General features: G+C 69.8%; 18 protein-coding genes. 4 read left to right on the top strand and 14 right to left on the bottom strand.

Annotated features, from left to right (window positions below):
- Window positions 1-26: 26 nt before the first annotated feature.
- Entirely contained in the window at window positions 27-1,007 is a 981-nt protein-coding gene (locus A5789_RS22640) for a MaoC family dehydratase N-terminal domain-containing protein (protein WP_064904097.1), read from the bottom strand.
- Window positions 1,008-1,243: 236 nt separating this feature from the next.
- Between A5789_RS22640 and A5789_RS22645 the strand changes: the two genes are divergently transcribed.
- A complete protein-coding gene (locus A5789_RS22645) occupies window positions 1,244-2,149 on the top strand; it encodes a TOMM precursor leader peptide-binding protein (RefSeq protein WP_064904099.1) in 906 nt (301 codons plus the stop codon).
- 98 nt (window positions 2,150-2,247) lie between these two features.
- On the opposite strand, the gene A5789_RS22650 is transcribed toward A5789_RS22645, so the two are convergent.
- From A5789_RS22650 to A5789_RS22665, 4 genes are read right to left on the bottom strand one after another with little or no spacing between them, the layout of a single operon-like run.
- On the bottom strand, window positions 2,248-2,895 hold the full coding sequence (locus tag A5789_RS22650) for an NUDIX hydrolase (protein ID WP_064904137.1): 648 nt from the start codon (window positions 2,893-2,895) through the stop codon (window positions 2,248-2,250).
- Window positions 2,896-2,904: 9 nt separating this feature from the next.
- Window positions 2,905-4,167 (bottom strand): adenylosuccinate synthetase, encoded by a 1,263-nt coding sequence (locus A5789_RS22655; RefSeq protein WP_064904100.1) that lies wholly within the window; start codon window positions 4,165-4,167, stop codon window positions 2,905-2,907.
- A 36-nt stretch (window positions 4,168-4,203) separates the two neighbouring features.
- Window positions 4,204-5,184 (bottom strand): hypothetical protein, encoded by a 981-nt coding sequence (locus A5789_RS22660; RefSeq protein WP_064904139.1) that lies wholly within the window; start codon window positions 5,182-5,184, stop codon window positions 4,204-4,206.
- Window positions 5,185-5,189: 5 nt separating this feature from the next.
- Window positions 5,190-6,209 carry a hypothetical protein gene (locus tag A5789_RS22665; RefSeq protein WP_064923625.1) on the bottom strand — a complete coding sequence of 340 codons (1,020 nt, stop codon included), beginning with the start codon at window positions 6,207-6,209 and terminating at the stop codon, window positions 5,190-5,192.
- 237 nt (window positions 6,210-6,446) lie between these two features.
- Here A5789_RS22665 and A5789_RS22670 point away from each other — a divergent pair, with 237 nt between their 5' ends.
- Complete coding sequence (locus tag A5789_RS22670) at window positions 6,447-7,790, top strand: AarF/ABC1/UbiB kinase family protein (RefSeq protein WP_064904141.1); 1,344 nt, start codon at window positions 6,447-6,449, stop codon at window positions 7,788-7,790.
- A gap of 114 nt (window positions 7,791-7,904) precedes the next feature.
- On the opposite strand, the gene A5789_RS22675 is transcribed toward A5789_RS22670, so the two are convergent.
- The 5 genes from A5789_RS22675 to A5789_RS22695 all read right to left on the bottom strand — a co-directional run bounded on the left by A5789_RS22675 (window position 7,905) and on the right by A5789_RS22695 (window position 12,463).
- The gene (locus A5789_RS22675; RefSeq protein WP_081879546.1) at window positions 7,905-8,216 is read right to left on the bottom strand and encodes a WhiB family transcriptional regulator; all 312 of its coding nucleotides are present in this window, start codon (window positions 8,214-8,216) and stop codon (window positions 7,905-7,907) included.
- A gap of 619 nt (window positions 8,217-8,835) precedes the next feature.
- Window positions 8,836-10,986 carry an ATP-dependent DNA helicase UvrD2 gene (locus A5789_RS22680; protein WP_227463198.1) on the bottom strand — a complete coding sequence of 717 codons (2,151 nt, stop codon included), beginning with the start codon at window positions 10,984-10,986 and terminating at the stop codon, window positions 8,836-8,838.
- Window positions 10,987-11,086: 100 nt separating this feature from the next.
- Window positions 11,087-11,557 (bottom strand): MarR family winged helix-turn-helix transcriptional regulator, encoded by a 471-nt coding sequence (locus A5789_RS22685; RefSeq protein ID WP_063010329.1) that lies wholly within the window; start codon window positions 11,555-11,557, stop codon window positions 11,087-11,089.
- On the bottom strand, window positions 11,554-12,006 hold the full coding sequence (locus A5789_RS22690) for an EVE domain-containing protein (protein WP_064904104.1): 453 nt from the start codon (window positions 12,004-12,006) through the stop codon (window positions 11,554-11,556). Before A5789_RS22690 ends, A5789_RS22685 begins: the two co-directional genes overlap by 4 nt.
- Before the next feature lie 19 nt (window positions 12,007-12,025).
- On the bottom strand, window positions 12,026-12,463 hold the full coding sequence (locus tag A5789_RS22695) for a hypothetical protein (RefSeq protein ID WP_064904105.1): 438 nt from the start codon (window positions 12,461-12,463) through the stop codon (window positions 12,026-12,028).
- Window positions 12,464-12,565: 102 nt separating this feature from the next.
- Here A5789_RS22695 and A5789_RS22700 point away from each other — a divergent pair, with 102 nt between their 5' ends.
- Complete coding sequence (locus tag A5789_RS22700) at window positions 12,566-12,817, top strand: mycoredoxin (RefSeq protein ID WP_281207748.1); 252 nt, start codon at window positions 12,566-12,568, stop codon at window positions 12,815-12,817.
- Window positions 12,818-12,838: 21 nt separating this feature from the next.
- On the opposite strand, the gene nudC is transcribed toward A5789_RS22700, so the two are convergent.
- Complete coding sequence (gene nudC / locus A5789_RS22705; protein ID WP_064904107.1) at window positions 12,839-13,765, bottom strand: NAD(+) diphosphatase; 927 nt, start codon at window positions 13,763-13,765, stop codon at window positions 12,839-12,841.
- A 57-nt stretch (window positions 13,766-13,822) separates the two neighbouring features.
- Window positions 13,823-14,881 carry a TrkA family potassium uptake protein gene (locus A5789_RS22710; protein WP_063010321.1) on the bottom strand — a complete coding sequence of 353 codons (1,059 nt, stop codon included), beginning with the start codon at window positions 14,879-14,881 and terminating at the stop codon, window positions 13,823-13,825.
- A gap of 171 nt (window positions 14,882-15,052) precedes the next feature.
- Here A5789_RS22710 and A5789_RS22715 point away from each other — a divergent pair, with 171 nt between their 5' ends.
- A complete protein-coding gene (locus A5789_RS22715; RefSeq protein ID WP_063010319.1) occupies window positions 15,053-15,445 on the top strand; it encodes a hypothetical protein in 393 nt (130 codons plus the stop codon).
- A gap of 13 nt (window positions 15,446-15,458) precedes the next feature.
- Here the strand turns inward: A5789_RS22715 and A5789_RS22720 are convergent, their stop codons facing one another.
- Complete coding sequence (locus A5789_RS22720) at window positions 15,459-19,208, bottom strand: ATP-dependent DNA helicase (RefSeq protein ID WP_082940887.1); 3,750 nt, start codon at window positions 19,206-19,208, stop codon at window positions 15,459-15,461.
- Window positions 19,205-22,723, bottom strand: coding sequence for an ATP-dependent DNA helicase (locus A5789_RS22725; protein WP_064904109.1), 3,519 nt, complete (start codon window positions 22,721-22,723; stop codon window positions 19,205-19,207). Before A5789_RS22725 ends, A5789_RS22720 begins: the two co-directional genes overlap by 4 nt.
- Between the last annotated feature and the right edge of the window lie 229 nt (window positions 22,724-22,952).

The raw sequence follows: 22,952 nt of genomic DNA on the forward strand, positions 1-22,952 counted from the left end.
CGTCACCGAGGCCGGTCGGCCCGGCCTCAGCCCAGTCGAGCTTCGGCGGTCGCGTAGCCGAACAGCTTGCGCCCCTTGGACAATGCGTCGACCACGACGGTCACCATCCGGCGGCGCGAACTGAGCCAGCCGACCTGTCCGCCGAACAGGATCGACGCCGGAGCATCGGAGTCGACGGGCAGATAGTGCATCTTGGGCGCGTACTGCACCCGCAGTTTCGTCAGCGCGGTCGGATCGCCGAGCCAGCGACCGAGATATCCCGCGACCAGGCCGAACGTCAGCATGCCGGGCACCGTTCCCGTCGTGGTGCCGCAACGGTGCGGATCGACGACACCGGCGTGCCGCACCACATCGTCGGCCGCGACCGTGACGGTGTCGGCGGGCAGATCCGCGCCCACCGCCAGCGGGCCGAGATCCACGAGAGGGCGCGGCAGCGACGGTTGGATCCGGTCGCGCTGCGGCGTGCGCAGGCGCCGTTGCGCCGAAACCGGTTCGAGATCGTGCGGCCGGCCGGACGTCCCCGTTCGCGCACAGGTTCCGGGCTGGGTGTGCACCAGCAGCGTAGAGGAGCCGCTGGTCACGACCTGGCCGTCGTCGTCGCGCAGCAGGGTGGTCACGGAGACCACGTCGTAGTCGCGGTAGTGGCGGAAGGATTCGAATCCGATTTCACAGCTGATGCGGTCGCCGGCCAGCAGTGGGCGCACGATTTCCAGCGTGCGGTCGGCGTGCACGACGCGCCCGTTGTGGAAGCCCGGCACGAGCGCCTCGAGCGTGCTTTCCTCGGCGCGCATCCATACCGTGGTGGCGAAGGTCGGCGGGGCCACCAGGGCATCGAATCCCCGAGCGGCGGCGGCACGTTCGTCGCAGTGGATGGGGTCGGTGGCGCCTATCGCCCGGGCGTACTCGCGAATCGCGTCCGCCGCGATCGGACGATCGCCGCGGGTCCGAAACCGATGTTCGCCGTGCAGCGATGCCACCGGTGGCACGTCGAGGGATGCGCTGACCATGTTGCTCCTTTAACCGACCCGAATCGACCCGATTGTCGGCCGCCGGTGGCCGGGCGTTAGCACTCTCGGCGCCGGTCTGGAAAATTCACGGCGAGTCGTCGGCGAGTTTTGTGAAACGGTGCGTTCGGAGCGGGGCCGCGACTCGAGTCGAAGCACCCTGTGGACAACGTCGAACCTGTGGATAACCAGGGGTTTTCCACCCGCTGCGAGCAGGGCCGGCGACAATACTGAGGCCCATGACGTTGTCACACGCACGTGGACCGATGTTGCATCCGCGGGTGGCGGTTCTGCGCCGGCCCTCGGGCGCGGTGCAATTGGGATGGGATCCCGAACGCGCGGTACTCCTGCACCCGCCCGCCGTCGAGACCGATGCGGTCGTCGCCTTCGTCCGGCTGCTCGACGGTCTGCACAGCCATCCTCAGCTTCTGTGGGAGGCCGGGCAACTCGGTCTCGGTGGCGTGGCCCTGGAGCTGTTACGCGATATCGACGCGGCCGGACTGCTGGTGTGGCCGCGGGCGCGCCGCACTCGCGTGCGGACCGTGCACGTACACGGCCGCGGGCCCCTGGCGGATTCGCTACACGACGGTATTCGGCGACTGGGCATCACTCCGACGCGTTCGAGCGAGTACCGCGGCGGTACTTCGGATTTCCTACCGTCCACCGATCTGGTGATACTCACAGATGCGCTGGTGCCGGTGCCGGAACTGGTCAGCATGCTGCTGGTGCGCCGGATCCCGCACCTGCAGGTTCGCATCCGCGACGGGCACGGTGTGATCGGGCCGCTGGTGCTGCCCGGCGGTACCAGCTGTCTGCGCTGCGCCGACCTGACCCGCACCGAATTCGACGCCGAATGGCCGCATCTGGCGGCGCAACTGCTCGGCCGGACCGGCTACGCCTCCCCCGCGACCATTGCCGCCACCGCCGCCCTGACGCTGCGCGAGATCGAATCGATCATCGAGGATGCCGCCGACGACCCGCCCCGAACCCTGGACACCACACTGGAATTCGATCCACACACTCGGCGCGTCGCCCGGCGCCGCTGGACCCCGCACGCGGACTGCGCCTGCCGCCGAATCGCAGCCACGGTAACCGAAGCGGCGGCCGACGATCGCGCGGCATCCGTCGCCGGAGGATCGGTATGAGCGCGACGAAGGTGGCCCGCGCCGCAGCTCGGGCGGTGACAGAGTCTCGCCTCAGGGCCGCCGTGGTCTCGATCGCGAGGTGGGCGGGTTCGGTCGGATCAGTGCTCGCTGGTGGCCGAGTCGTTGAAGGACCAGACGGCCGCGGGCCGGCCGGTGGCCTTGGTTCGCATTCGTTCCCCGGTGCGGGTGAGGCCGGGGATCGCGGCCAGGGTGCGGTTGAGGTTGCCGGGGTCGGGACGAGTGCCGGCCAGCGCCGTCGCAAGGGCAACCGCGCGCGTGGCCGGGAAGTGTTCGCCGATCAGGGGACGGGTGAAAGTGAGGTCCTTCCAGAGCATCTCGGCGAGCCGTTCCCGGGCGACCTCGACGATCATGTTGTGGTCGAAGGCCAGCGGCGGGACCGCATCGAACGAAACCCATCGAGCACCGGTGGGTGTTGCGGGGCCCCCGAGTACCGCCCACATCGCGATCGAGAGCGTCGGCCCGCGCGGATCGCGGTGCGGTTCGTCGAACGTGACCAGCTGACCGACGGCGAGAATCGCATCCTCGGGCACGCCCAGTTTGCTGTGTACCGCGCGGCGGGCCGCCGTCACGAGTCGCTCACCGCGGCCGAGCAGCACACCGGGCAGGGCGAGCTCGCCGGCGAACGGCTCCCACTGCCTCGGCGCCACCCCGAAGGTGACGGCCGGGTCGTCGGCGCCGAATCGCAGGGCGAGGACATCGAGCGATACGGCGGATTGCTGCTCCACGGCCAACCATCATGCCGCAGCCGCGACCCGGGCCACGCGATCGGCGCGATCGGGGCCGTGCCCGGTCAGCACCACCGGCGCGCCGAGCCGGCGTTCCAGGAATTCCGGAACGTCCGCCGGCAGCGGAACGAGATCCGGGGTGCTCTGCGCGAGGAGACCTGTCAGCCACCGCTGATGACCCAGATCCCGCCAGGCGCCACAATCGATCCGGTCCCGATATCCGTCCGGGGCGAAATATCCTGCGGCAGCGCGGAAGTCGTCACGACCGGCCACGAGATCCAGGTGGTTGACGGCGAGGGCGTCGACTCCCCCGCACGCCTCCACGGCATAGCGCAGCAGGACCGGATCCAGATGGCCGACGCGAAAGACGCCCTGATACGGACCGGTGGCATTGTGCGGCTCCGGGACCGCCAATGCCGTGTCCTCGGTCGGGAAGGGGCCCGCGCCGTGGCGAGTCTGGTACGCACGTGTCACTCCCACCACCGTGCCCGGTGCGCCGATGCGTGCCAGCATGGCGCGGGCACGGCGGGGCTCCACCGTCGACCAGGTGGTGTAGGGGTGCAGGCCCCGCCATTCGTCGAGCAGCACGCCCTGGGCACCCTCGAAGACCAGCCGGCCCGCGGCGGCGAAGACCGCGAGCTGCTCGCCCGGCACCAGTGCGACCGTCCGCGCGAATTCCGTATACACCTCGACGAGGGCGTCGATCGGCTCCCAGCCGTGCCGCCCGCGCGCCAGCAGCGGCGCGTAGTGCCGCTCCAGAGCGATCAGCTTGCGGCGCAGGACATCCGGGCTCCGGCAGTCCCGGACCCGAGGCGCATCGTGCTCGAGTGCGTAGCGCACGGTCTCCCCGATGCCCATACCGCAGGAACCGTGCCGTGCGGCACCGCGCGCATCCTCGCGGCAGCGGTTGGCGGCTCCGTGGATCGGAGTGGTCAGCAGTGCGCGCTCGTCGACGACGATCGATCCCAGCGGATCCGCGACCTCCAACGCGGCCAACGCTTCGGCCTCGGCCGCCAGGGCGATCGGATCCACCAGCACATGCCGCGACAGCACCGTCGGCACGCCCGACAGCGTGCCCGATCCGAACTGCCGGAAGGTGTGGCGCCGGCCGTCGGCGATCACGGTGTGCGCGGCCTGCGCGCCGCCGTTGAAGCGCACGACGGCCGCCACCTCCAAGCCGGCCTGTGGCGAGCACAGCCAATCCACGGTGGCGCCCTTCCCGGCGTCGCCGAATCCCAGATCGACCACGATCACATGCCGGTCGCCGAACATGATGTGTTCCCTTCGCTTGTCGGATCGGGCTCGCGATCAGAACCGGACGTCGTCGTCGCCCGGGGTCGCCGCCGGCAGTGCGCCCGCACCGCTGGAGCGGACGGGAGTACCGATCGGGGCCAGCGCCTTACCGACGACCTCGGCGGCGTCGGATCCGATATCCCGCAGATCGGCCAGGCCGGCACCCAGATCGACGCGGTCCTCGCCGATCCCGATGGTCAGCGCGATGAGTTCGCACACCGCCGCCGGATCGTCCAACCGCAGCACCCGCTCTCCGAGCACTCCCCGCCAGTGCTCGAGAATCTCCGGGTCGGTGTAGTAATGGGACTGATTCGGCAGGATGTAGTACACATGCCACCGATCGGCCAGCTCGCGGTAGATCGAGGGAACCGAAATGTCCTGTGGCACATCGTCGCCGATCACCCGGCGTACATGCGCCGCCGCGAGTCGCGACTTGTTCAGCTCGTCACCCACGATGAACAGATAGCCCTTGCGTCCGCGCCTGTCCCACGCGTCCGTCGCCGTGTGCCGGGCCATGAAATACGCTGCGAGTTCGTAACTTTCGGATTTCTGTCCGCCACCGCCCCCCTCGAGCAGAATCAGGCGCAGCTGTTCGTCCATCCGATTGTCGGACTCGAACTGCCCGATCTGCAGCGGCACCCGATCACAGTCCGCATCGCCGATTCCGCCGAACAGAATCTGCGGATCCTCCGCATATCCCTTGCGCTGCAACAGCCCGTGCAGGGTGGCCAGCTTCTCCTGCATGATGCGCGGGACCCGCCCCATCGACCCGGTGACGTCGAACAGCACCGCGATCGGCAGCGAGGCCCCGTGCTCGTCGGAATCGCGGGATTCGCGCACCCCGACGCCGAAGGGGTCGAGCAGCGGATGCGCGACCCATTCCGGATAGGGCTTGGCCCGCATGTCGGCGGTATAGCCGAAGTCGTCGAGTCCGCGGGCGGCGCGGAAGGTACGCGCGGCGTCGTAGGCACTGTCGTCCCACTGTCCGTATCCCATGGTGATCACTGTCCTTTCGGTAGTTCGAACGGCCGGAATCGGCGGGCGCCGTACAGCCGGTCGAGCAGGTCGTCGAATTCGTCGAGCAGGGTGCGAGCGTCGGGCCGCAGCCGGGGCGCGGATTGCAGGCAGCCCTCGGCGAAGGCGCGCATCGGTGCGGGCGCGCGGTCGCCGAGCATGGTGAGCAGCAGCCGGTGGGCCAAATACACATCGGTGCGGGGGCAGACCCCGCTGCCCGTTTCGGGCGGATAGTCGATCGAGGCCGGCGTGGCCGTCGGCACCCGCCCGGGCCGGGTCGCGAACGACCAGCCGACCAGCACCACCCCGTGCAGACGGGGATGGATGAGCACGTTCTCCGCGGATACCGCGGTGTGCACCCAGTGCGCGGTCGCGGCACCGGCGAGGCAGCGCAGCAGCCGGCGGTGCATCCAGGCGTAGTCGCGTGGGTCGAGTCCGCGCGGATACGCGGCGCGAACTCGAGCCAGCGTCACGAACCCGTCGGTCAGCGCGTCGAGCACGTTGATCGCGCGCACCTCGCCGGATTCGGTATCGGTGTGGTCGACGGTGTCGATCAGGCGCGGGTAGTACGGCGTCAGCCATTCGTGCTCGCCGGTGAGCGCGGCGATATCCGTCAGCGCGTTTCGCTCGTTCGCCAGCAGCGAATTCGCGGCCTGCCGCCGTGCGATCTTCACCACGGCGGCCGCCGAGTCGGTGCGGTACAGGTCCGCGACGGAACCGGCGGCGTGCAATGCGCCGAGGCGATACCGCCCCCGCATGCCACACATCTCGAAGGTCTGCTCGGCCGCCAGCCAGCTCCGATACAACTCGCCGAGGCGGACGAATGCCGCGGTGGCCCGCTCGGCGTCGGCCGCGGCCACCCGGTCCGGATGCAGCGCGGCGGCCAGCCGCAGATACGTCCGATGCGCGATGCGGCGAGCGGCGGAATCCGTTGTCGCCACGCCGAACAGGTCTTCCGGACGCCGCACCTTCCGGAGGGTCGCCGCGGCTGCTCGCAGTGTCGTCATAGTTTTAGTCTAACCGACTAAAACACTGCCCATAGAGATTCGCACCAACTTTTTGTATGACCAAAACAGGCGACGAACACCCGCCGACCACCACCGATAAGCCGTTTCCCAGGGATTCGCACACGCAGACCACGGCCCCGACCGGCCCGACTGTGACCGATGACACGTCTCGCTCCAGGGGTGGAGTTCACGCAATTCACATGGCACGCGACATGGTGGGTCAGCCATGATGGGGGTGTGTCTGAGATTGTGCGCCGTAGCTCATCCCGCAACGCCAAGTTGGCGAAGATTCCACTAGGTATCGCGGGACGGGCCGCTGTGGGGTTCGGCCGCAAACTCGCCGGCGGCGACAAGGGCGAGATCAATGCCGAGTTGAATCAGAAGGCCGCCGAGCAGATCTTCTCCGTTCTCGGCGAGCTCAAGGGCGGCGCAATGAAATTCGGCCAGGCGCTGTCGGTGATGGAGGCCGCCGTACCCGAGGAGTTCGGCGAGCACTATCGCGAGGCGCTGACCAAGCTGCAGGCCGCCGCGCCGCCGCTGCCGGCCGCCGCGGTGCACCGGGTGCTGGACCAGCAACTGGGCACGGCCTGGCGCAAGCGCTTCCGTTCCTTCGACGACGCCCCTACCGCCTCGGCCAGTATCGGACAGGTACACAAGGCCGAGTGGTCCGACGGCCGCACGGTGGCGGTGAAGGTCCAGTACCCCGGCGCCGACGAGGCGCTGCGCGCTGACCTCAAGACACTCAATCGGATGGCCGGCATGATCGCCGCCGTCGTCCCCGGCGCCGACGTCAAACCCATCCTCGCCGAGATCACCGAGCGCACCGAGGAAGAGCTCGACTACCGCACCGAGGCCGCCAACCAGCGCCGCTTCGCCAAAGCCTTCGACGGGCACCCGAGGTTCCTGGTACCCAAGGTGGTGGCCGGGGCACCGAAGGTGATCGTCACCGAGTGGCTCGACGGCACCCCGGTCTCCCAAATCATCAAGCGCGGCCACCAGGATCCGGCGGGCACGGTCGAGCTGCGCAACCGCGTCGCAACCCTGATGGGTGAATTCCACTTCTCCTCCCCCGCCCTGGCCGGCCTGCTGCACGCCGATCCGCACCCCGGCAATTTCATGATGCTCGACGACGGCCGGTTGGCGGTGCTCGATTTCGGCGCCTGCGCCCCGCTGCCCGACGGCTTCCCGCCCGTGCTGGGCCAGATGGTGGCGATGGCGGTCGAGGATCGGTTCGAGGAACTGACCGAGCTGATGTACAGCAACGGCTGGGTGATTCCCGGCCGCACCGTCACGCACGCCGAGATCGCCGACTATCTGCGCCCGTTCACCGATCCCATCCGCGAGGATTCGTTCCACTTCACCCGCAAGTGGATGCAGCGCGTGGCGGGCAAGGCGACCGACGTGAGCCGCCCGGAGATGAAAACGGGTATGTCGCTGCAACTTCCGGCCGAACACATCATGGTGTTCCGGGTGCTGATGGGTTCGATCGGCATCTGCGCGCAGCTCGACGCCGAGGTTCCGTTCATGAAGCTGATGCACGACTGGGTACCCGGCTACGCCGAATACCGAAGCGCCAGCTGATCGTTCACCTACCCCGAATATGGGACGAGCCCCGCATCCGACAAAGATGCGGGGCTCGTTCGTGCTCCCAGAGGTGGCCGAGGCGGATCCGCGCTCGGCCCGAACCGGCGCCGATCACGCCAGTGCGACCTTACGCGGGCGGCCGCGCGGCCGCTTGCGGGCGATCACGACGCCCTGTTCGAAGATCTCGCCGCCCCAGACACCCCAGGGCTCGGCGCGATCCAGGGCAGCCGCGAGGCACCCCTTGCGGATCGGGCAGGAAGCGCACAGTGCCTTGGCCTCTTCCAGCTGGGTCGGGCTTTCGGCGAACCACAGGTCCGGGTCACCGACTCGGCAGGGCAGGGTCAGCGCGACACCGCGGGTGCGGGCCGGCCTCGAGGCCTGGGTCGATCGGCATGTCGCGCGAGTAACGGTCGCGGTGGACACGTCTTGCTCCTTCAGCTCGTGCAGCGGTGGTTTCGTTGTCTTCCGCGAAACCGGTGCCGGTGGCTGGAGGCCGAAAAGAACTATGGCCACGGTTTCGCTTCGGGCGATCCGTGGCCAGGAGGCTGTGGTAGTGGGTTCTACCTGAACCGACTTCGGTGTCGGTTACTGATCACGGTCGCTGGGTGTGCGTTGCGGAGGCGGGCTGCCTGCAGATTCGCCGTCATACGATCGGCTTCGACTGCGAAGGCGTGGGCTGCGTCGGTGTGGAAACCGACGTGTGCCGGGTGCCAACCCCACTCGGACTTGTCTGCGGCAATTGCATATGCGGGCGCTTGCGGTCGAGCACCGATAATGCTTGCGACAGACAGACCGGTCCCCTGCAAGGCGAGGACCCCCCGGGAGGCGGACACGACAGAAACCACCGGTGCCACAACGCTTCTCGAAGCGAGAGTCACGATGTTGTTCATTTTGTCTACCTCCCTCCTACTCGTTATCCGACTGATCACTGTGCGCGCCGGAATGCCCTCCCAGCGCGTGATCACCACCCTACGGGTGCGATACACAACCGCACAACCTATTTTTCACCTGCGGTTTTGTCACTCGCGCAGCGCTCACCGAATTACCGGTTGCGCACCCGGGATCGCACGATCGCCAGCAGCTCCGGGCCGAACTGCTGCGACTTCTGCTGTCCGATACCCGGAATCGCGGCGAGCGCGTCCTCGTCCATCGGCACCTGTTCGGCGATCGCGGTCAGCGTTTTGACGCTCACCACCGCGAACGGTTTGATCTGCAACTCCTCGGCCCGCTGCCGTCGCCACTCCTGCAGCGCGCCGAGCAGTTCGGTATCCACCTCGGCCGGGCAGCCCGAGCAGCGGCCGAGCAGCGTGTCGGTCGAATTGAGCAGGGAACGCCCGCAGACCCGGCAGACCGGCAGCCGGCGGCCGCGACCACCCCGCGCACCGGCCTGCTGGGCGACCATCGACGCCGGAGAATCCTCCGGCACCAGCCCGGTGAGGAATCGGCTGCGCCGCCGGTTGCGGCGCCGGCCGTCGGCACGCGCCAGCGCCCACGACAACCGCAGATGTTCGCGCGCGCGGGTCACGCCCACGTAGAGCAACCGCCGTTCCTCCTCCAGCGCGGCCTCGTCGGTCACCGCGCCGCCCTCGCCCAGAACATGGGCGATGGGCAGGGTGCCGTCGGTGAGCCCGACCAGGAAGACCGCATCCCATTCCAGCCCCTTCGCCGCGTGCAGCGAGGCCAGCGTCACACCCTGCACGGTCGGTGGGTGGCGGGCCTCGGCGCGGGCGGCCAGTTCCCGCAGCAGTCCGGCGAATTCGAGGCCGGGATCGTGGGCGGCGAGCTCCTCGGTGAGCTGTACCAGCGCGACCAGCGACGACCAGCGCTCGCGGGCCTGCGCACCGGCCGGCTCCTCGGCCGTGAGCCCGAGCCGGGCCAGCACCGCGCGCACGAGCGTCACCACCTCGGGGCCACGCGCCGCGGGCAGGTCGTCGCGGGCTCCGGCCTGCCGCAGCGCCTGCACCGCCTGCCGGACCTCGGCCCGCTGGAAGAATCCCTCACCGCCGCGGACCTGGTACGGGATGCCCGCGTCGGTCAGCGCCTGCTCGTACACCTCGGACTGGGCGTTGATGCGATACAGCACGGCGATCTCGGCGGCCGGGACACCACGCCCGAGCAGACCGGCGATGCCCTTGGCGACGGCGGTGGCCTCGGCGACCTCGTCGTCGTATTCGGCGAACGACGGTTCCGGCCCGTCGGCGCGCTGGCCGACCAATTGCAGCCGGGTCCCCGCGATGCGTCCGCGCGCGGCGCCGATCACGCGATTGGCCAACGACACCACCTGCGGCGTGGATCGGTAGTCCCGTTCCAGCCGGACCACGGTGGCATCCGGGAACCGGCGAGAGAAATCGAGCAGATAGGCGGGACTGGCGCCGGTGAACGAGTAGATCGTCTGATTGGCGTCGCCGACCACGGTCAGATCGTCGCGATCGCCGAGCCACGCGTCGAGTACCCGCTGCTGCAGCGGGGTCACGTCCTGATATTCGTCGACGACGAAGCACCGGTAGCGGCCACGGAATTCCTCGGCCACGGCCGGGTAGTCCTCGAGCGCGGCGGCGGTGTGCAGCAGCAGATCGTCGAAATCGAGCAGCAGACCGTCCGCAGTGTTCTTCAACGTCTCGTAGCCGGTGTAGACGGCCGCGACCTTGTCCGCCTGATACGGGATGTCGCGGTGGTGGCGCTGGGCGGCGCCGGGGTAGTCCTCCGGCGCGATGAGCGAGGCCTTCGCCCATTCGATCTCGCCCGCCAGATCACGCACGTTCTCCGTCGCGGTCGGCAGGCCGACGCGCTGGGCGGCCTGGGCGACGACCGCGAATTTGGAGTCGATGAGTTTCCACGGCACGTCGCCGACGATCTGCGGCCAGAAATACTTCAGTTGCCGCAGCGCCGCGGCGTGGAAGGTACGCGCCTGGACGGTCTGCGCATCGCCACCCAGGCCGAGCGCACGCAACCGGGACCGCAGCTCACCGGCCGCCCGCGCCGTGAAGGTCACCGCCAGCACCTGGTCGGCACGCACATGCCCGGCCGAGACCAGATGGGCGATGCGGTGGGTGATGGTCCGGGTCTTGCCGGTGCCGGCGCCCGCGATCACATACACCGGCCCACGCGGCGCCCGCACCGCGGCTGCCTGCTCGGGATCGAGCCCGTCGAGCCGCAGGCTGGTCGATGAGGTCGGGACAGGCACGCGCTCCATCATGACAGGCACCACCGACATCCGTGCCGCCGCGACGACGCCCCCGGTTGCCCCGCCACGGGGGTCCCGCCGCGGCTCCCCCGGCCGGCGCGCCCGTCGCTCAACTCCGCGCGTCCCGCAGCGTCCGCAACGATGCGGCGAAGTCGGCGGTACGGGCGTGCAACGGCCCGAAGAACTCCCGGTCGCAGTCCTCCACCGCGACGATCGCGCGATTGACCAGTGCCACACCGGCTTTCGTCGGAACCAGGGATTTCGCGCGCCGATCGTGCGGATGATCCCGCCGCTCGATCAGGCCCTTCTGTTCCAGGGCGCGCAACACCTGGGAGGTCATCATCGGGTCGGTGGCGGCATGGGCGGCGAGATCGCGCTGCGTGATCGGGGTGCCGGCGTCCGACCCGCCGAACCAGGTCAGCGCGGCCAGCAGAACGAACTGCACGTGAGTGAGATCGAACGGGGCCAGCGCCGCGCGCACCGCTGCCTGCCACCGGTTGGTCACCTGCCACAACAACAGGCCGGGGCTTTCGTCGGCGCTGCCGAATTCGGTTCGCAGGGCACGATTTTCGTCACTCACCGAGCGGCCGCCGACATCTCGCCCGCGTCCTCGCCCAGCATGGCCCGGGAGATGACCTCGAAGTCGTGCGCGCTCAGTTCCACCACGCCGCGCCGGAGCACGATGCCCCAATGGGGGACGCTGGTGAGATCGAGGTCACCGCGCACGGAATCGATCGCGACATCGCGCGCGTCCGGGCGGTAGGTCACCGCGCGCCGCCACGGCCGGAAGCAGCCGCCCTGATCGTCGGCCTGCCACACGGGCCGATCGTCGATCGTGCCGATCGCGGTGAACGACTTCACCGCGTCCCCCTCGCGCATACCGGTTCTGGGCGAGTAGTAGACGAGCCCGTCACCCGGCCGCATCCGTTCGACCGCGGTTCGCTTGCCGTGATTGGCCTGCGCGATGCCGAGCGCCACCCCGCGACGCACGTGATCGCGGGAGACGACGGCCAGCCAGTACTTGCTCATGATGTCCTCCTCGAACGATTCAGCGGATGCCCGGAACGGCCCGGCGCGCCTCGGCCGTCTCGACCAGCGCCGCGAGGTCACGGTGGACGGAATCGGCCAGTCCGCCGCCCATCAACGCCGACCACAGCCGGCGCAGCGGGCCGGTCATCGAAATGGTCACCGACACCTCGGTGCCCGCGGCCGTCTCCGCCACGTGGTGCGCGAAGATCAGCCGGGCGCCGAACAACCGGGAGACGTCGACGAACTCCTCGCCGGTCAGCTTCTCGATCTCGAACGCGACCTTCGGGCCTCCCTTCGGCTTCAAGGTGCCCGTCGCCCCCTCGGCGAAGGGGCCGTCGAGCCGGACCCACTCGGTGTCGGCATTCCATTCCGGCCAGGTGGCCATATCGGCCCAGACCGCGAAGAAGTCGGCGGGTGCGGCGGTGGATACGGCGTGAGCTGCGGCAATCTGCGTCATGGGATTTAGTATGCGCGCTTACTATCTGTCTGGCAAGTCCCTCCGGCGGACATCACAGCCAGCCGTGGGAACACGGAAAACCGATTCGATGTTCAATCAGGCGTGACTGCTACTGACCTGACCATGTACTCGACGACCTGGTGCGGCTACTGCCGCCGCCTGAAGAAGCAACTCGACGAGGCGGGCATCACCTACACCGTCGTCGACATCGAACAGGATCCCGACGCGGCCGAGTTCGTCGGCAGCGTGAACGGCGGCAACCACGTGGTGCCGACCGTCAAGTACTCCGACGGGTCCACCGCGACCAACCCGAGCCTCGCCCAGGTGAAGAGCGCTCTCGCCGCGATCGGCTGACCGACGGCGAGCGCGGGCGAATCAGCCTGCCGCAGCCCAGGATTCGACGATGGTGCGGGCGATCGAGATGGAGCCCGGCAGCAGGAGCCGTTGCTGCTCGGCATTTCCGGTGTCGCCGGTGACCGAACCCCACGCGCCCGCGGCCAGTGCCGTGCGCACCTCGTCGCGGGTGAACCAGTGGGCCTCGGCGATCTCACCGTCGGAGAAGACCAGCGGTGCATCGGGATCGGCGACCGCGGCGAACCCCAGCATGAGCGAACGCGGCAGCGGCCACGGCTGACTGCCGAGGTAGCGGATGTCGCGCACCGCGACGCCGACCTCCTCGCGAATCTCGCGTTCGACGCAGCGTTCCAGCGACTCCCCCGCCTCCACGAAGCCGGCCAGCAGCGAGAACATCTTCTCCGGCCAGTTCTGCTGCCGGCCGAGCAGGACCCGGTCGCTACCGTCGTGCACCAGGCAGATGATGGCCGGATCGATACGCGGGAATTCCTCGTGTCCGGAGGCGTTGAAGCGCGACCAGCCGGCATTCGACACGGTGGTCGGGCTGCCGTCGACAGCGCTGTAGCGGGCGCGGTCGTGCCAGTTCAGCAGCGCCAGTGCGGTGGACAGAATGCCGAGAATCACGTCGTCGAGGTGCAGCGAGGTGCCCACCACCCGCAGGTCCATCAACTGACCCTCGAGCTCGTTGTCCCGAACCCCCCAGATGTGCGCGCCGTCGACCACACCGAGCAGGACCGCCTCGGGCACCGGCTCGGACGCATAGTCCAACGCCGCCTCCAGCACCAGCTGAGCACCGTCGATCCGAACCTGCCCCCGCCGGTTCATCCGCACCAGTTTGGCCTCGGCCCACCCTTGCTTCAACGCCTGCTCGTCCGAGCGCAACGTCTCCGCACGATCGAGGGCGGAACGAGACAGCAGTGGAAGACCATTCAGTTCGAATAACGACACGCTTCGAGGGTATCGCGGTGGTTGCGACCTGCGCGGAGCAGGCTTCCCCGGTCCGGGCTATTTGTGCACGCGGCGGATGTAGAGGAGTTTGTCGCCGGTTTCCAGGGCGTCCACCTCGGGCTCGTCGACCCGGATCAGCGTGCCCTCCCGGACCACGCCGAGCACGATATCCCGCAGATGCCGCGGCGAACCGCCGACCTCGTCGGATTCCACGTCGCGTTCGGCGATCGCGAACCCGGCCTCCGGGGTGAGCAGGTCCTCGATCATGTCGACGACGCTGGGCGTGGTGGTCGCGATACCGAGCAGCCGGCCCGCGGTCTCCGAGGAGACCACGACCGAATCCGCGCCCGATTGCCGCACCAGATGGGTGTTCTCGGCCTCCCGGATCGACGCGACGATCTTGGCCTTGGCATTGAGTTCCCGCGCGGTGAGCGTGACCAGCACCGCGGTGTCGTCCCGGTTCGCGGCGATGACCAGCGAGGCCGCGTGCTGAGCTCCGGCCAGCCGCAGCACATCCGATTGCGTCGCCGAGCCGTGCACCGTCACCAGGCCGGCATTGGCCGCGGCCTCCAAGACGGTCGCATCGGTGTCGACCACCACGATCTCGGCAGGTTGCACCCCGTCGCCGAGCATCGCGTCGACCGCGGTCCGGCCCTTCGTCCCGTATCCGACGACCACGGTGTGATTACGCACCTTCTGCCTCCATCGCTGAATTTTGAACGCCTGCCGGGACCGCTCGGTGAGGACCTGCAGGGTGGTGCCGACCAAGACGATCAGGAACAACACGCGCAGCGGGGTGATGACGATCGTGTTGATCAGGCGCGCCTGCTCCGTGATCGGGGTGATGTCGCCGTAGCCGGTCGTCGACAGTGAGACCGTCGAGTAGTAGGCGGCGTCGAGGAGAGTCAGTTCCTCGCCGCGGTTGTCGTGATAACCCGCGCGGCCGAAATAGACCACCAGCGTCGCCGCCACCAGCAGCAGCACCGCGAACGCGACCCGGCGGGTCAGCGAGACCCACGGGCTGGTCCGGATTTCGGGAATGCGGAGTATGCCGACCAGCGCGTAATCGGGACGATCCGTCAAACGGCCCAGACCTCGTGAGCTGTCACCGAACACGGTATCCCCCGGATATGTCGTTGCTCACCTGTGCCACAGATCGGCAGCGTACCGGCCGGAAGCCGGGTCGAGGGACTGGGCACGCGAGTAGGCAGGAGCGTAGCGTCACCACGGAGCGACCCCACTCGCGGCGGAGAGAGCGCGGAGCCGGGGCGGAGAAAGGAATACCGCATGAGTGACGCCGGTCGAGGCTCGCAGCGGCGAGCGGTGCTGATGAGCGCCGCCCTGTTCGGCATGGGCACGCTGCATTTCGTGGCGCCCAAGCCCTTCGATTCGATCGTGCCGCCGGCTCTGCCAGGGCGGGCGCGCACCTACACCTACGCGTCGGGTGTGGCCGAAATCGGCGTGGCGGCCGCCTTGGCCGCCCCGCGGACCCGGCGGCTCGGGGGCCGGCTCGCGGTGCTGTTGTTCCTCGCCGTCTTCCCGGCCAACATCCAGTTCGCCGCCGATTCGGTGCGAAATCCGAAGGCGGCCAAGGCGATCAAGTGGGTGTCGGTGCTGCGGCTGCCGTTCCAGGTGCCGATGATCACCCAGGCCCTGCGCATCAGCCGCGAAGCCGCCTGAGGCGCAACGGGTTTCACTCGGGCGGATAGTCGGGGGCGAAATCGGCTTCGGACACCAGGTCCGGGTCCGGCGGGGGTTCGGCACCCGGGTCGGCGCCGAACTCTTCGTCGGGCGGAAGGTCGGCGGCGGGTTCCTGGCCGTCCTGCGAGCCGGCGGGTGGCGCCCAGGCGGGCGCGACCTCGGCGATGAGTTCGGCCAGCTCGGCCGACCCCGGCAGTTCGGCGGGCGCGACCGTCCTGCCGCTGCGGACGTAATGGAATGCGGCACCGACCTTCTCCAGCACGAGCTCTTCGGCCTCCCCCGTCTGCGCGGCCATCATGCGAGCCCAGGCGACCCGGTAGACAGCCAGCTGCATCGCGACCGAGCGTTCCTCCGCGCGTGTCGGTTCCGCGCCGGTCTTCCAGTCGACGACCAGCCAGCGGCCGCCGGGTTCGCTGAACACCGCGTCCATCCGGCCGCGAATGAGCGTGCCGCCGATGCTGGTCTCGAATCCCACCTCGACATCGACGGGGTTGCGGTCGGCCCACGGCGACGCCAGGAACGCCTCCTGCAGCCGGATCAGATCGGCGTCACCCGCACCACTGTCGGCGGCGCCGGGCAGTTCGTCGAAATCGAGCAGCCCGACCGCGCCGAACCAGCGTTGCAACCACGCGTGAAATGCGGTGCCGCGCCGGGCGAGTGGGCTCGGCGGATACGGCAGCGGCCGCCGCAGCCGGGCCGCCAGCTTGGCCGGATCGGCCCGCATATCCACCAGCGCGGTGGCGGGCAGCTGCGCGGGCAACTCCACTTCGTGAATGCCCTCGGCCGTCGCGAAGTGCTCGGTGAGCAGGGCGTCCACATCGGCCGCCCAACCTTCGGGATCCGGGTCGGGCTCGGCGGGCGCCGCGTCTTCCTCCTCGCCCGCTCCGTTGCCGCCGTTAGTGCCGGAGGTCGCCGGGTCGTTGGTCAAGTCGGCGAAAAGGTCCAACTGGCGCGGAGTTTCGAGTGCGCCCGGGTCGTCCTGGGCCCGGCGGGAGGGAACCGAGGGGGCATCGTTCCGGGCGGGAGCGGTGTGGCCGTTCGACGTCTGCTTGCGATGATCACGAGGGTCGGGCTCGGGCGGAAGGTGCGCGAGCGCGGTACGGACCAGGGCCGCCCCCGCTTCGACCGCCTGCCGCCGCACGCCGAGCGGGTCGCGGGGCCAGTCGGCCACGGCGGGATTGTCGGTGAAGGGGTTGGGCGCGTCGGGGGGTGGCGGGTCGGCCCAGATATCGACGCGCACGGTGCCGTGTCCGGGTGACTCCGGATGGTCGGTCCACCGCTTCAGTTCGAGCAGGAAATCCGAGGGGCCCTTCGGCGTCGAGCCGGTCTCGGCCCAGTGGTGGGCCGAAACGAACAGCGCGCGTTCGGTTCTGGTGAGGGCCACGTAGAACAGGCGGCGTTCCTCGTCGAGGCGGCGGCGGGCCAGCGCCTCCTTGTGCTGTTTGATCGCCCGTTCCAGATCCGTGCGGTCGTACAGTTCGGTGAGATCGAGGACCGGAACGCCGTCGCGCACCGGCGCGGAATCCGTCGCGTCGCCGTCGCTGTCGCGTTGCCGGTCACCACGCAGGGAGGTGGGGAGTTCGGCGAGCGCGCCGAGCCAGGTCGCGGCGGCGTTTCCGGAGGGAAACAGGCTCCGCGATACGTGCGGTACGGCCACCACCTCCCATTCCAGCCCCTTCGCCGCGTGCACGGTGAGTACCTGGACGCGGTCGTGCGCCACCTCCACTTCGCCGGGCTCCAAACCGTTTTCGACCTCTTCGGCGGCGGCGAGAAAGCTCAGCAGGCCGGGCAGGGTGGCACGGTGGTCACCGGCGTAGCCCGCGACCACGTCGGCGAAGGCGTCCAGATGTTCACGCCCGGCGCCGGCGCCCGCGGCCGCGCGGCGGGTCTGGGTTTCCACCCCGACCCCGATCGTGCGTTCCACATCGGCGACCAGTTCGGGCAGCGACTGCCCGCTGCGCTCGCGCAGGGCTGCCAGCTCCCGCCCCAGGGCGACGATGCGCGCATAGCCGAGCTCCGAATACCGTTGCGCCGGACCGGGATCGGCGATGGCGTCCGCGATGCCCGCCTGTTCGGCGGGTTCGGGCGCCACGGCCCGCAACGCCTCCGACAACCCGGCCGCATCCGTGATGGCTTCCGCGCGACCCGGCGCCCCGACGATCGACAACTCCCGCGCCCGCGCCGACAACGCCTTCAGATCGCTCACACCCAGCCGCCAGCGCGCGCCGGTGAGGATGCGCATCGCGGCGCTGCCGGCCGCCGGATCGGCGATCAACCGCAGCGTGGCCACGATATCGGCCACTTCCGGAGTGGCGAGCAGACCACCCAGGCCGACGATCTCCACCGGCAGCCCCCGCGCGCGCAGCGCCTCGGCCAGCGGCGCCGCGTCGGCGTTGCGGCGTACCAGGACGGCGGAGGTCGGCGGTGGCCGTCCGGCGTCGGCACACCGCTCCCATTCCGCGGCGATCCGCTCGGCGACCCAGTTCCGTTCCTCGGCAACGGTTTCGGTGAGAGCCAGCGCGACGGTTCCGGCCGTGGCCTGCGGGCGGGGGCGCAGGGCGTCGACCCTGACCCCGCCCTCGGCGCCGCGCAGCGGTTCGGCGACCAGATTCGCCAGATCCAGCGCCTCCGGCGGATTGCGCCAGCTCGTCAGCAGCGGCAGTACCGGCGCGGCGACGTTCGGCGCGGCCGGGAAATCGGTGGTGAAGCGGGGCAGATTGGCCGCCGACGCACCGCGCCAGCCGTAGATGGACTGCATCGGATCACCGACCGCGGTCACCGCCGGGCGGTTGGCGAATTCCGTCGCCGGCACCTCGTCGCCGAGACCGACCGCGCCGCGATCCCCGAACAATGCCGCGAGCAGAATGCGCTGCGTGTGCCCGGTGTCCTGATATTCGTCCAACAGCACCAGGCGGAACCGCTCGCATTCCGCCGCCCCGACCTCGGCGTGGGTGGCGGCCAGCCGCGCGGCCAGCGACATCTGCGAGCCGAAATCCAGTGCGCCGCGGCGCCGCAACTCCTCGCCGAGCCGCGCGACCAGCGGCAGCAGCGCCACCCGATCCTGCTGTGCCTTGACGATCGCGCGCAGCTCCTGATTCGGGCCGCCGCGCTGTCGCGGGCCGGGCGGCAACGTCTCCACCAGCCGCTCCAGCTCCCGATGCGCTACCGCTAGCTGCTCGGGCGCCACCAGATGTTCGGCGAGCTGACCGGACAGCGCCAGCACCGCCTCGGTGACCGATACCGGCGTGCGCTCGGTATCGAGATCGCCGTCCCAGCCGGTGACCACGCGATGCGCGAGCTGCCACAACTGCGTTTCGGTGAGCAGGGTGGCCGAGGGCTCCACGGGCAGGAGCAGGCCGTGCTCGGACAGCAGCCGGCCGGCGTAGGAGTGATAGGTGCTGATCTCCGGTTCGGAGCCGACCAGTGTCGCGCGCAGACGACCGGTGCTGTCGATCTCGCGCAGCAGCGGCGATCCGGCCAGCCGCGCCAGACGGGTGCGAATACGAGTCGTCAACTGCTGCGCGGCTTTTCGGGTGAACGTCAGCCCCAGCACCGCGTCCGGGGCGACCAGCCGATTGGCGACCATCCAGACCACCCGCGCGGCCATCGTCTCGGTCTTGCCCGCGCCCGCACCGGCGACGACGAGCGTCGGGCCGAGCGGTGCTGCGATGACGGCGGACTGTTCGTCGGTGGGTGGCGGCAGGCCGAGTGCCTGCGCCAACTGCTCCGGCGTGATCGTCATCGATCCGTCACCTGGCGGCCGGTGTCCTGCACCGGGCAACTCCCGGCCACCTGGCAGTGCCGGCAGCCGTCGTTGCGCATGGCCAGGAAGCCGGGCCCGCGGGTGGCGGCCGCCGCATCGTGAATCGCCTTGCGCCACTGGGCGATACCGTCGGAATCCAGCGCGGTCTGCAACCGCTCGGTGGCCCCGTCGCGACTGGGTTTGGCGACGTAGACGAGGCGGGCGCCGCCCGGTTCGACACTGCCGCCGTCCACCTCGGCGGCGAATCCGCCCGCGCCCGCGGCCACCTGGTAGGTCGCGAGCTGGGCGTGATCCTGAGCGGCCTGTTTGGAGATCGGGGTCTTACCGGTCTTGACGTCGACGATGACGAAGCGCCCCAGCGCATCACGCTCCACCCGGTCTACCCGGCCGCGGATCCGCACCGGCACCTCGTCCGGATCGCGGGCCGGCAGCACACAGTCCACCGGCACCTCGACACCGACCTCGGCCAGCTCGGCGCGTGTGTTGCGCAACCAGGCGAGGAAGGTGTCGACCATGGATTCGGTGCGCCGCAACTCCAGCCGCGAGTGCCAGCTGTGCGGGCCGTCCTCGCCGGAAGCCGGGTCGACGGCCTTCCACGCCTTGACCAGCGCCGCCTTCACCTGATCCTCGGTCACCCGCCCGGCCAGCGCCTGGACCAGCGTGTGCACGAGATTGCCCTTGACGGCATGCGGGTTGTCCCCGTCGCTGCCACCGTGCCGCTCCAGTGCCCAGCGCAGCGGACAGGTCTGCAACAGCTCGACCGTCGACGGCGACAGGGCGACCGGGCCGTCACCGTCGTCCCACAGCGCCAGTTCCGAACTCGGGTCCGCGATGCCGTACCACTCGTCCGGATGCGCGCCGCGCACACCGGCCGCGGCCAGCCGGGCCAGCTGGGTGGCGGCCCGGTCCCGACGGGCGGGATCGGCGCCGTCGTCACAGACCACACCGCGCAGCTCGGCGATCAGGGCCTGCGCGACCAGTGCGCGCCCCGGATCGACCGGTGGCGGAATGCGTCCCGGCTCCCCCGGTTCGGCCTCCGGATCGAGTTCGGCCAGGAATCGGGAGGGCACCAGATCGCGGTCGCCGGTGACGGATTCGACCGCGGTCACCAGCAGGCTGTGCCTGGCCCGGCTGCACGCCAGCAGCAGCAGCCGGCGCTCCTCGGCGAGGATCGGCGCGGCCCGGCTGACCTGTTCGCCGGGATCGGCCACGCCCCCGACGAGGTCGACCAGTTCCTCGATGCCGAGCAGGGTCCCGCGCGGACGCAGGTTGGGCCAGATCCCCTCCTGCACCCCGGCGACGGCCACCACATCCCATTCCCGGCCGGCCGCGGCATGCGCGCTCACGATCGCCACCGCGTCACCGGGTTCGGTCAGCGGAGCCGAATCCTGGTTGATCTCCTGCTGTTCCAGATATTCGACGAACCCCTCGACCGAGGCGCCGGGCAGCCGGTCGACATAGGCGGCGGCGGCGTCGAACAACCCGACCGCGGCATCCAAGTCGCGATCGGCCTGGACCGCACCGGCCCCGCCGCGCTCGGACTGCGCCACCCAGCGCTTCTCCAGCCGCGACGCGGTCCACAACGCCCACAGCGCATCCTCGACCCCGGCCCCGCGGCGCAACGCCCGTCGCGCCCGGTCGACCGCCCGCAGCACCCGCACCAGCGGCGCCACCTCGACCTCGGTGAGCCGATCGAGCAGGGTGCGATCACCGACGCCGGTGATGAGGTCGCGCAGCACGACCGCCGAAGACCGGTCGAGTTCGGAGTAGGGGGCGAGGGCCTCCGGCGACTCCTCGACTGTCGACGAGCCGCGCGCCGGTGGTGCGGAATCGGCATCACCGGGCAGACTCGGCTCGGATTCGCCTGTCCGCGTATGAGATTCGACTCCCGGCTCGCCGGCGCCCAGCTCCGCGTCGTCGTGGCCCGCCGTGCCAGGCTCGGTCCGGGGATACCCGCGGTCGAGCAGCGCGCGGCGAACGCCTCGGCGCAGGCGGCGCAGACTGATCTGATCCGCGCCGCCGAGCGGGCCCAGCAACAGATCGAGCGCGTCGTCCTCGGAGAACATCTCCGGGCGCCCGCGTTCGACCACCAGCAGGGCGCGCAGCGATTGCAGCATCCACGCCGCGCCGCGCCGCCGGGCCAGCGGGGTATCCGGTTTCGGTTGCAGCACCGGCACTCCCGCCGCGGTGAGCGCGCGGCGCAGCGGGCCCAGCGACAGCGGCACCGAACGCACCACGACCGCCATCCGCGACCACGGCACCTCCGCGGTGAGGTGGGCTCGCCGCAGGTGATCGGCGATCAGCGCCGCCTCTTTGGCCGGGGTCGTGAGTACCCGCACCAACGCCTGCCCGTCGACGGACGGATCGCCGAGCAGATGCGGTCCACCGGTCCGCGCATCGAAGCGGTGCTCGGTTCGCCCCGGCATGCGGGCGGCGATCCGGGCGACCGCGTCATGGACCGCCGGCGCGCAGCGATGATCGTCGTGCAGGATGATCCGGCGTTCGGGCGGGGCGTCGGGTTCGGTGACGAAGCGGGTGTCCGCGCCCCGGAAACTGAACACCGCCTGATCCGGGTCGCCGGCCACGACGGTGGTCGCCGGGCCCGACCCGATCGCGCGAATCAGTTGTGCGGCAAGCGGATCCACATGCTGAGCGTCGTCGACCAAGAGGGTGCGGAGGCGTTCGCGCTCGGCGGCGAGCAGTTCGTCGTCCTCGATCAGCACGTCCAGTGCGGCGCCGACCAGTTCGGCGGCGTCCAGGGCGGGCGCACTGGCCTCGGGGGCTTGGACGCCGACCGACCAGCGCAACAGCATCGACTGTTCGTAGCGCTGCGCGAACGATCCGGCGGCCTCCCATTCCTCGCGTTCGTGCAGGCGCCCCAGCTCGATCAGATCCTCGGGTCCCAGGTCGCGCTCGGTGGCGCGCAACATCAGATCGCGCAGTTGCTCGGCGAAACCGTTGGTGCCGAGTGCGGCGTGCAGGCGCGGCGGCCACAGCACCTCACCGCCTGCCGACATGTCGGCGAGTTCGCCGCGCACCATCTCGCGCAGGACCACGTCCTGTTCGGCGCCGGTCAGCAGCCGCGGCGGCGGATTGCCCCGGGCGGCCGCGTGCGTACGCAGGATCGCGAAGGCATAGGAGTGCACCGTGCGCACCATCGGCTCGCGGCTGGCGCCCGGCACTCCGCCGAGTTCCGGCGCGAGGGCGGTCAACTGCCGGGTGAGGGCGTTGCGAACCCGCAGCGCGGCCTGTTTGGAATGGGTGAGCACCAGCACCGATTCCGGATCCGCACCCGCGACGATGCGATCGACGGCGAGATCGGTGAGCAGCGCGGTCTTCCCGGTGCCGGGACCACCCAGCACCTGCCAGGGCCGCCAGCCCGGGTCGGCACCCGACCCACCCGCGAACAGCGTTCGGACATCGGCACCCCATTCGCGTGGCCGGGGTGCGGTCTCACTGCGGCGCACCAGTCGCACCGAGCTATCCGATCGCATCACACGCGCTATTTCAACAGACACCCCCGACAGAATTGAATTCCGTGACAGCAAACGCACCCCGTACATCCGATGTGTCCGAGCTGTGATCGGCGCCACGCCCCTCCGGGCGGTTTTCACGAATTCTCAACCGTCTCCTTCTGCGACCAATAATGCCTGGTAGAAGGCTTGTGAGTGAGGCGGCACGGCTGTGTCTCGGGGCCGCTGCGAATATCGGACCGAAAATCTC

This window comes from Nocardia sp. 852002-51101_SCH5132738 (genome assembly GCF_001665695.1).
Lineage (GTDB): Bacteria > Actinomycetota > Actinomycetes > Mycobacteriales > Mycobacteriaceae > Nocardia > Nocardia nova.

Bases quoted from the DNA above. Each gene is read 5' to 3' on its own strand.
- A5789_RS22640 (WP_064904097.1), bottom strand. From the start codon at position 1,007: ATGGTCAGCGCATCCCTCGACGTGCCACCGGTGGCATCGCTGCACGGC.
- A5789_RS22645 (WP_064904099.1), top strand. From the start codon at position 1,244: ATGACGTTGTCACACGCACGTGGACCGATGTTGCATCCGCGGGTGGCG.
- A5789_RS22655 (WP_064904100.1), bottom strand. From the start codon at position 4,167: ATGTTCGGCGACCGGCATGTGATCGTGGTCGATCTGGGATTCGGCGAC.
- A5789_RS22660 (WP_064904139.1), bottom strand. From the start codon at position 5,184: ATGGGATACGGACAGTGGGACGACAGTGCCTACGACGCCGCGCGTACC.
- A5789_RS22665 (WP_064923625.1), bottom strand. From the start codon at position 6,209: ATGACGACACTGCGAGCAGCCGCGGCGACCCTCCGGAAGGTGCGGCGT.
- A5789_RS22680 (WP_227463198.1), bottom strand. From the start codon at position 10,986: ATGGAGCGCGTGCCTGTCCCGACCTCATCGACCAGCCTGCGGCTCGAC.
- A5789_RS22690 (WP_064904104.1), bottom strand. From the start codon at position 12,006: ATGAGCAAGTACTGGCTGGCCGTCGTCTCCCGCGATCACGTGCGTCGC.
- A5789_RS22695 (WP_064904105.1), bottom strand. From the start codon at position 12,463: ATGACGCAGATTGCCGCAGCTCACGCCGTATCCACCGCCGCACCCGCC.
- A5789_RS22715 (WP_063010319.1), top strand. From the start codon at position 15,053: ATGAGTGACGCCGGTCGAGGCTCGCAGCGGCGAGCGGTGCTGATGAGC.
- A5789_RS22720 (WP_082940887.1), bottom strand. From the start codon at position 19,208: ATGACGATCACGCCGGAGCAGTTGGCGCAGGCACTCGGCCTGCCGCCA.
- A5789_RS22725 (WP_064904109.1), bottom strand. From the start codon at position 22,723: ATGCGATCGGATAGCTCGGTGCGACTGGTGCGCCGCAGTGAGACCGCA.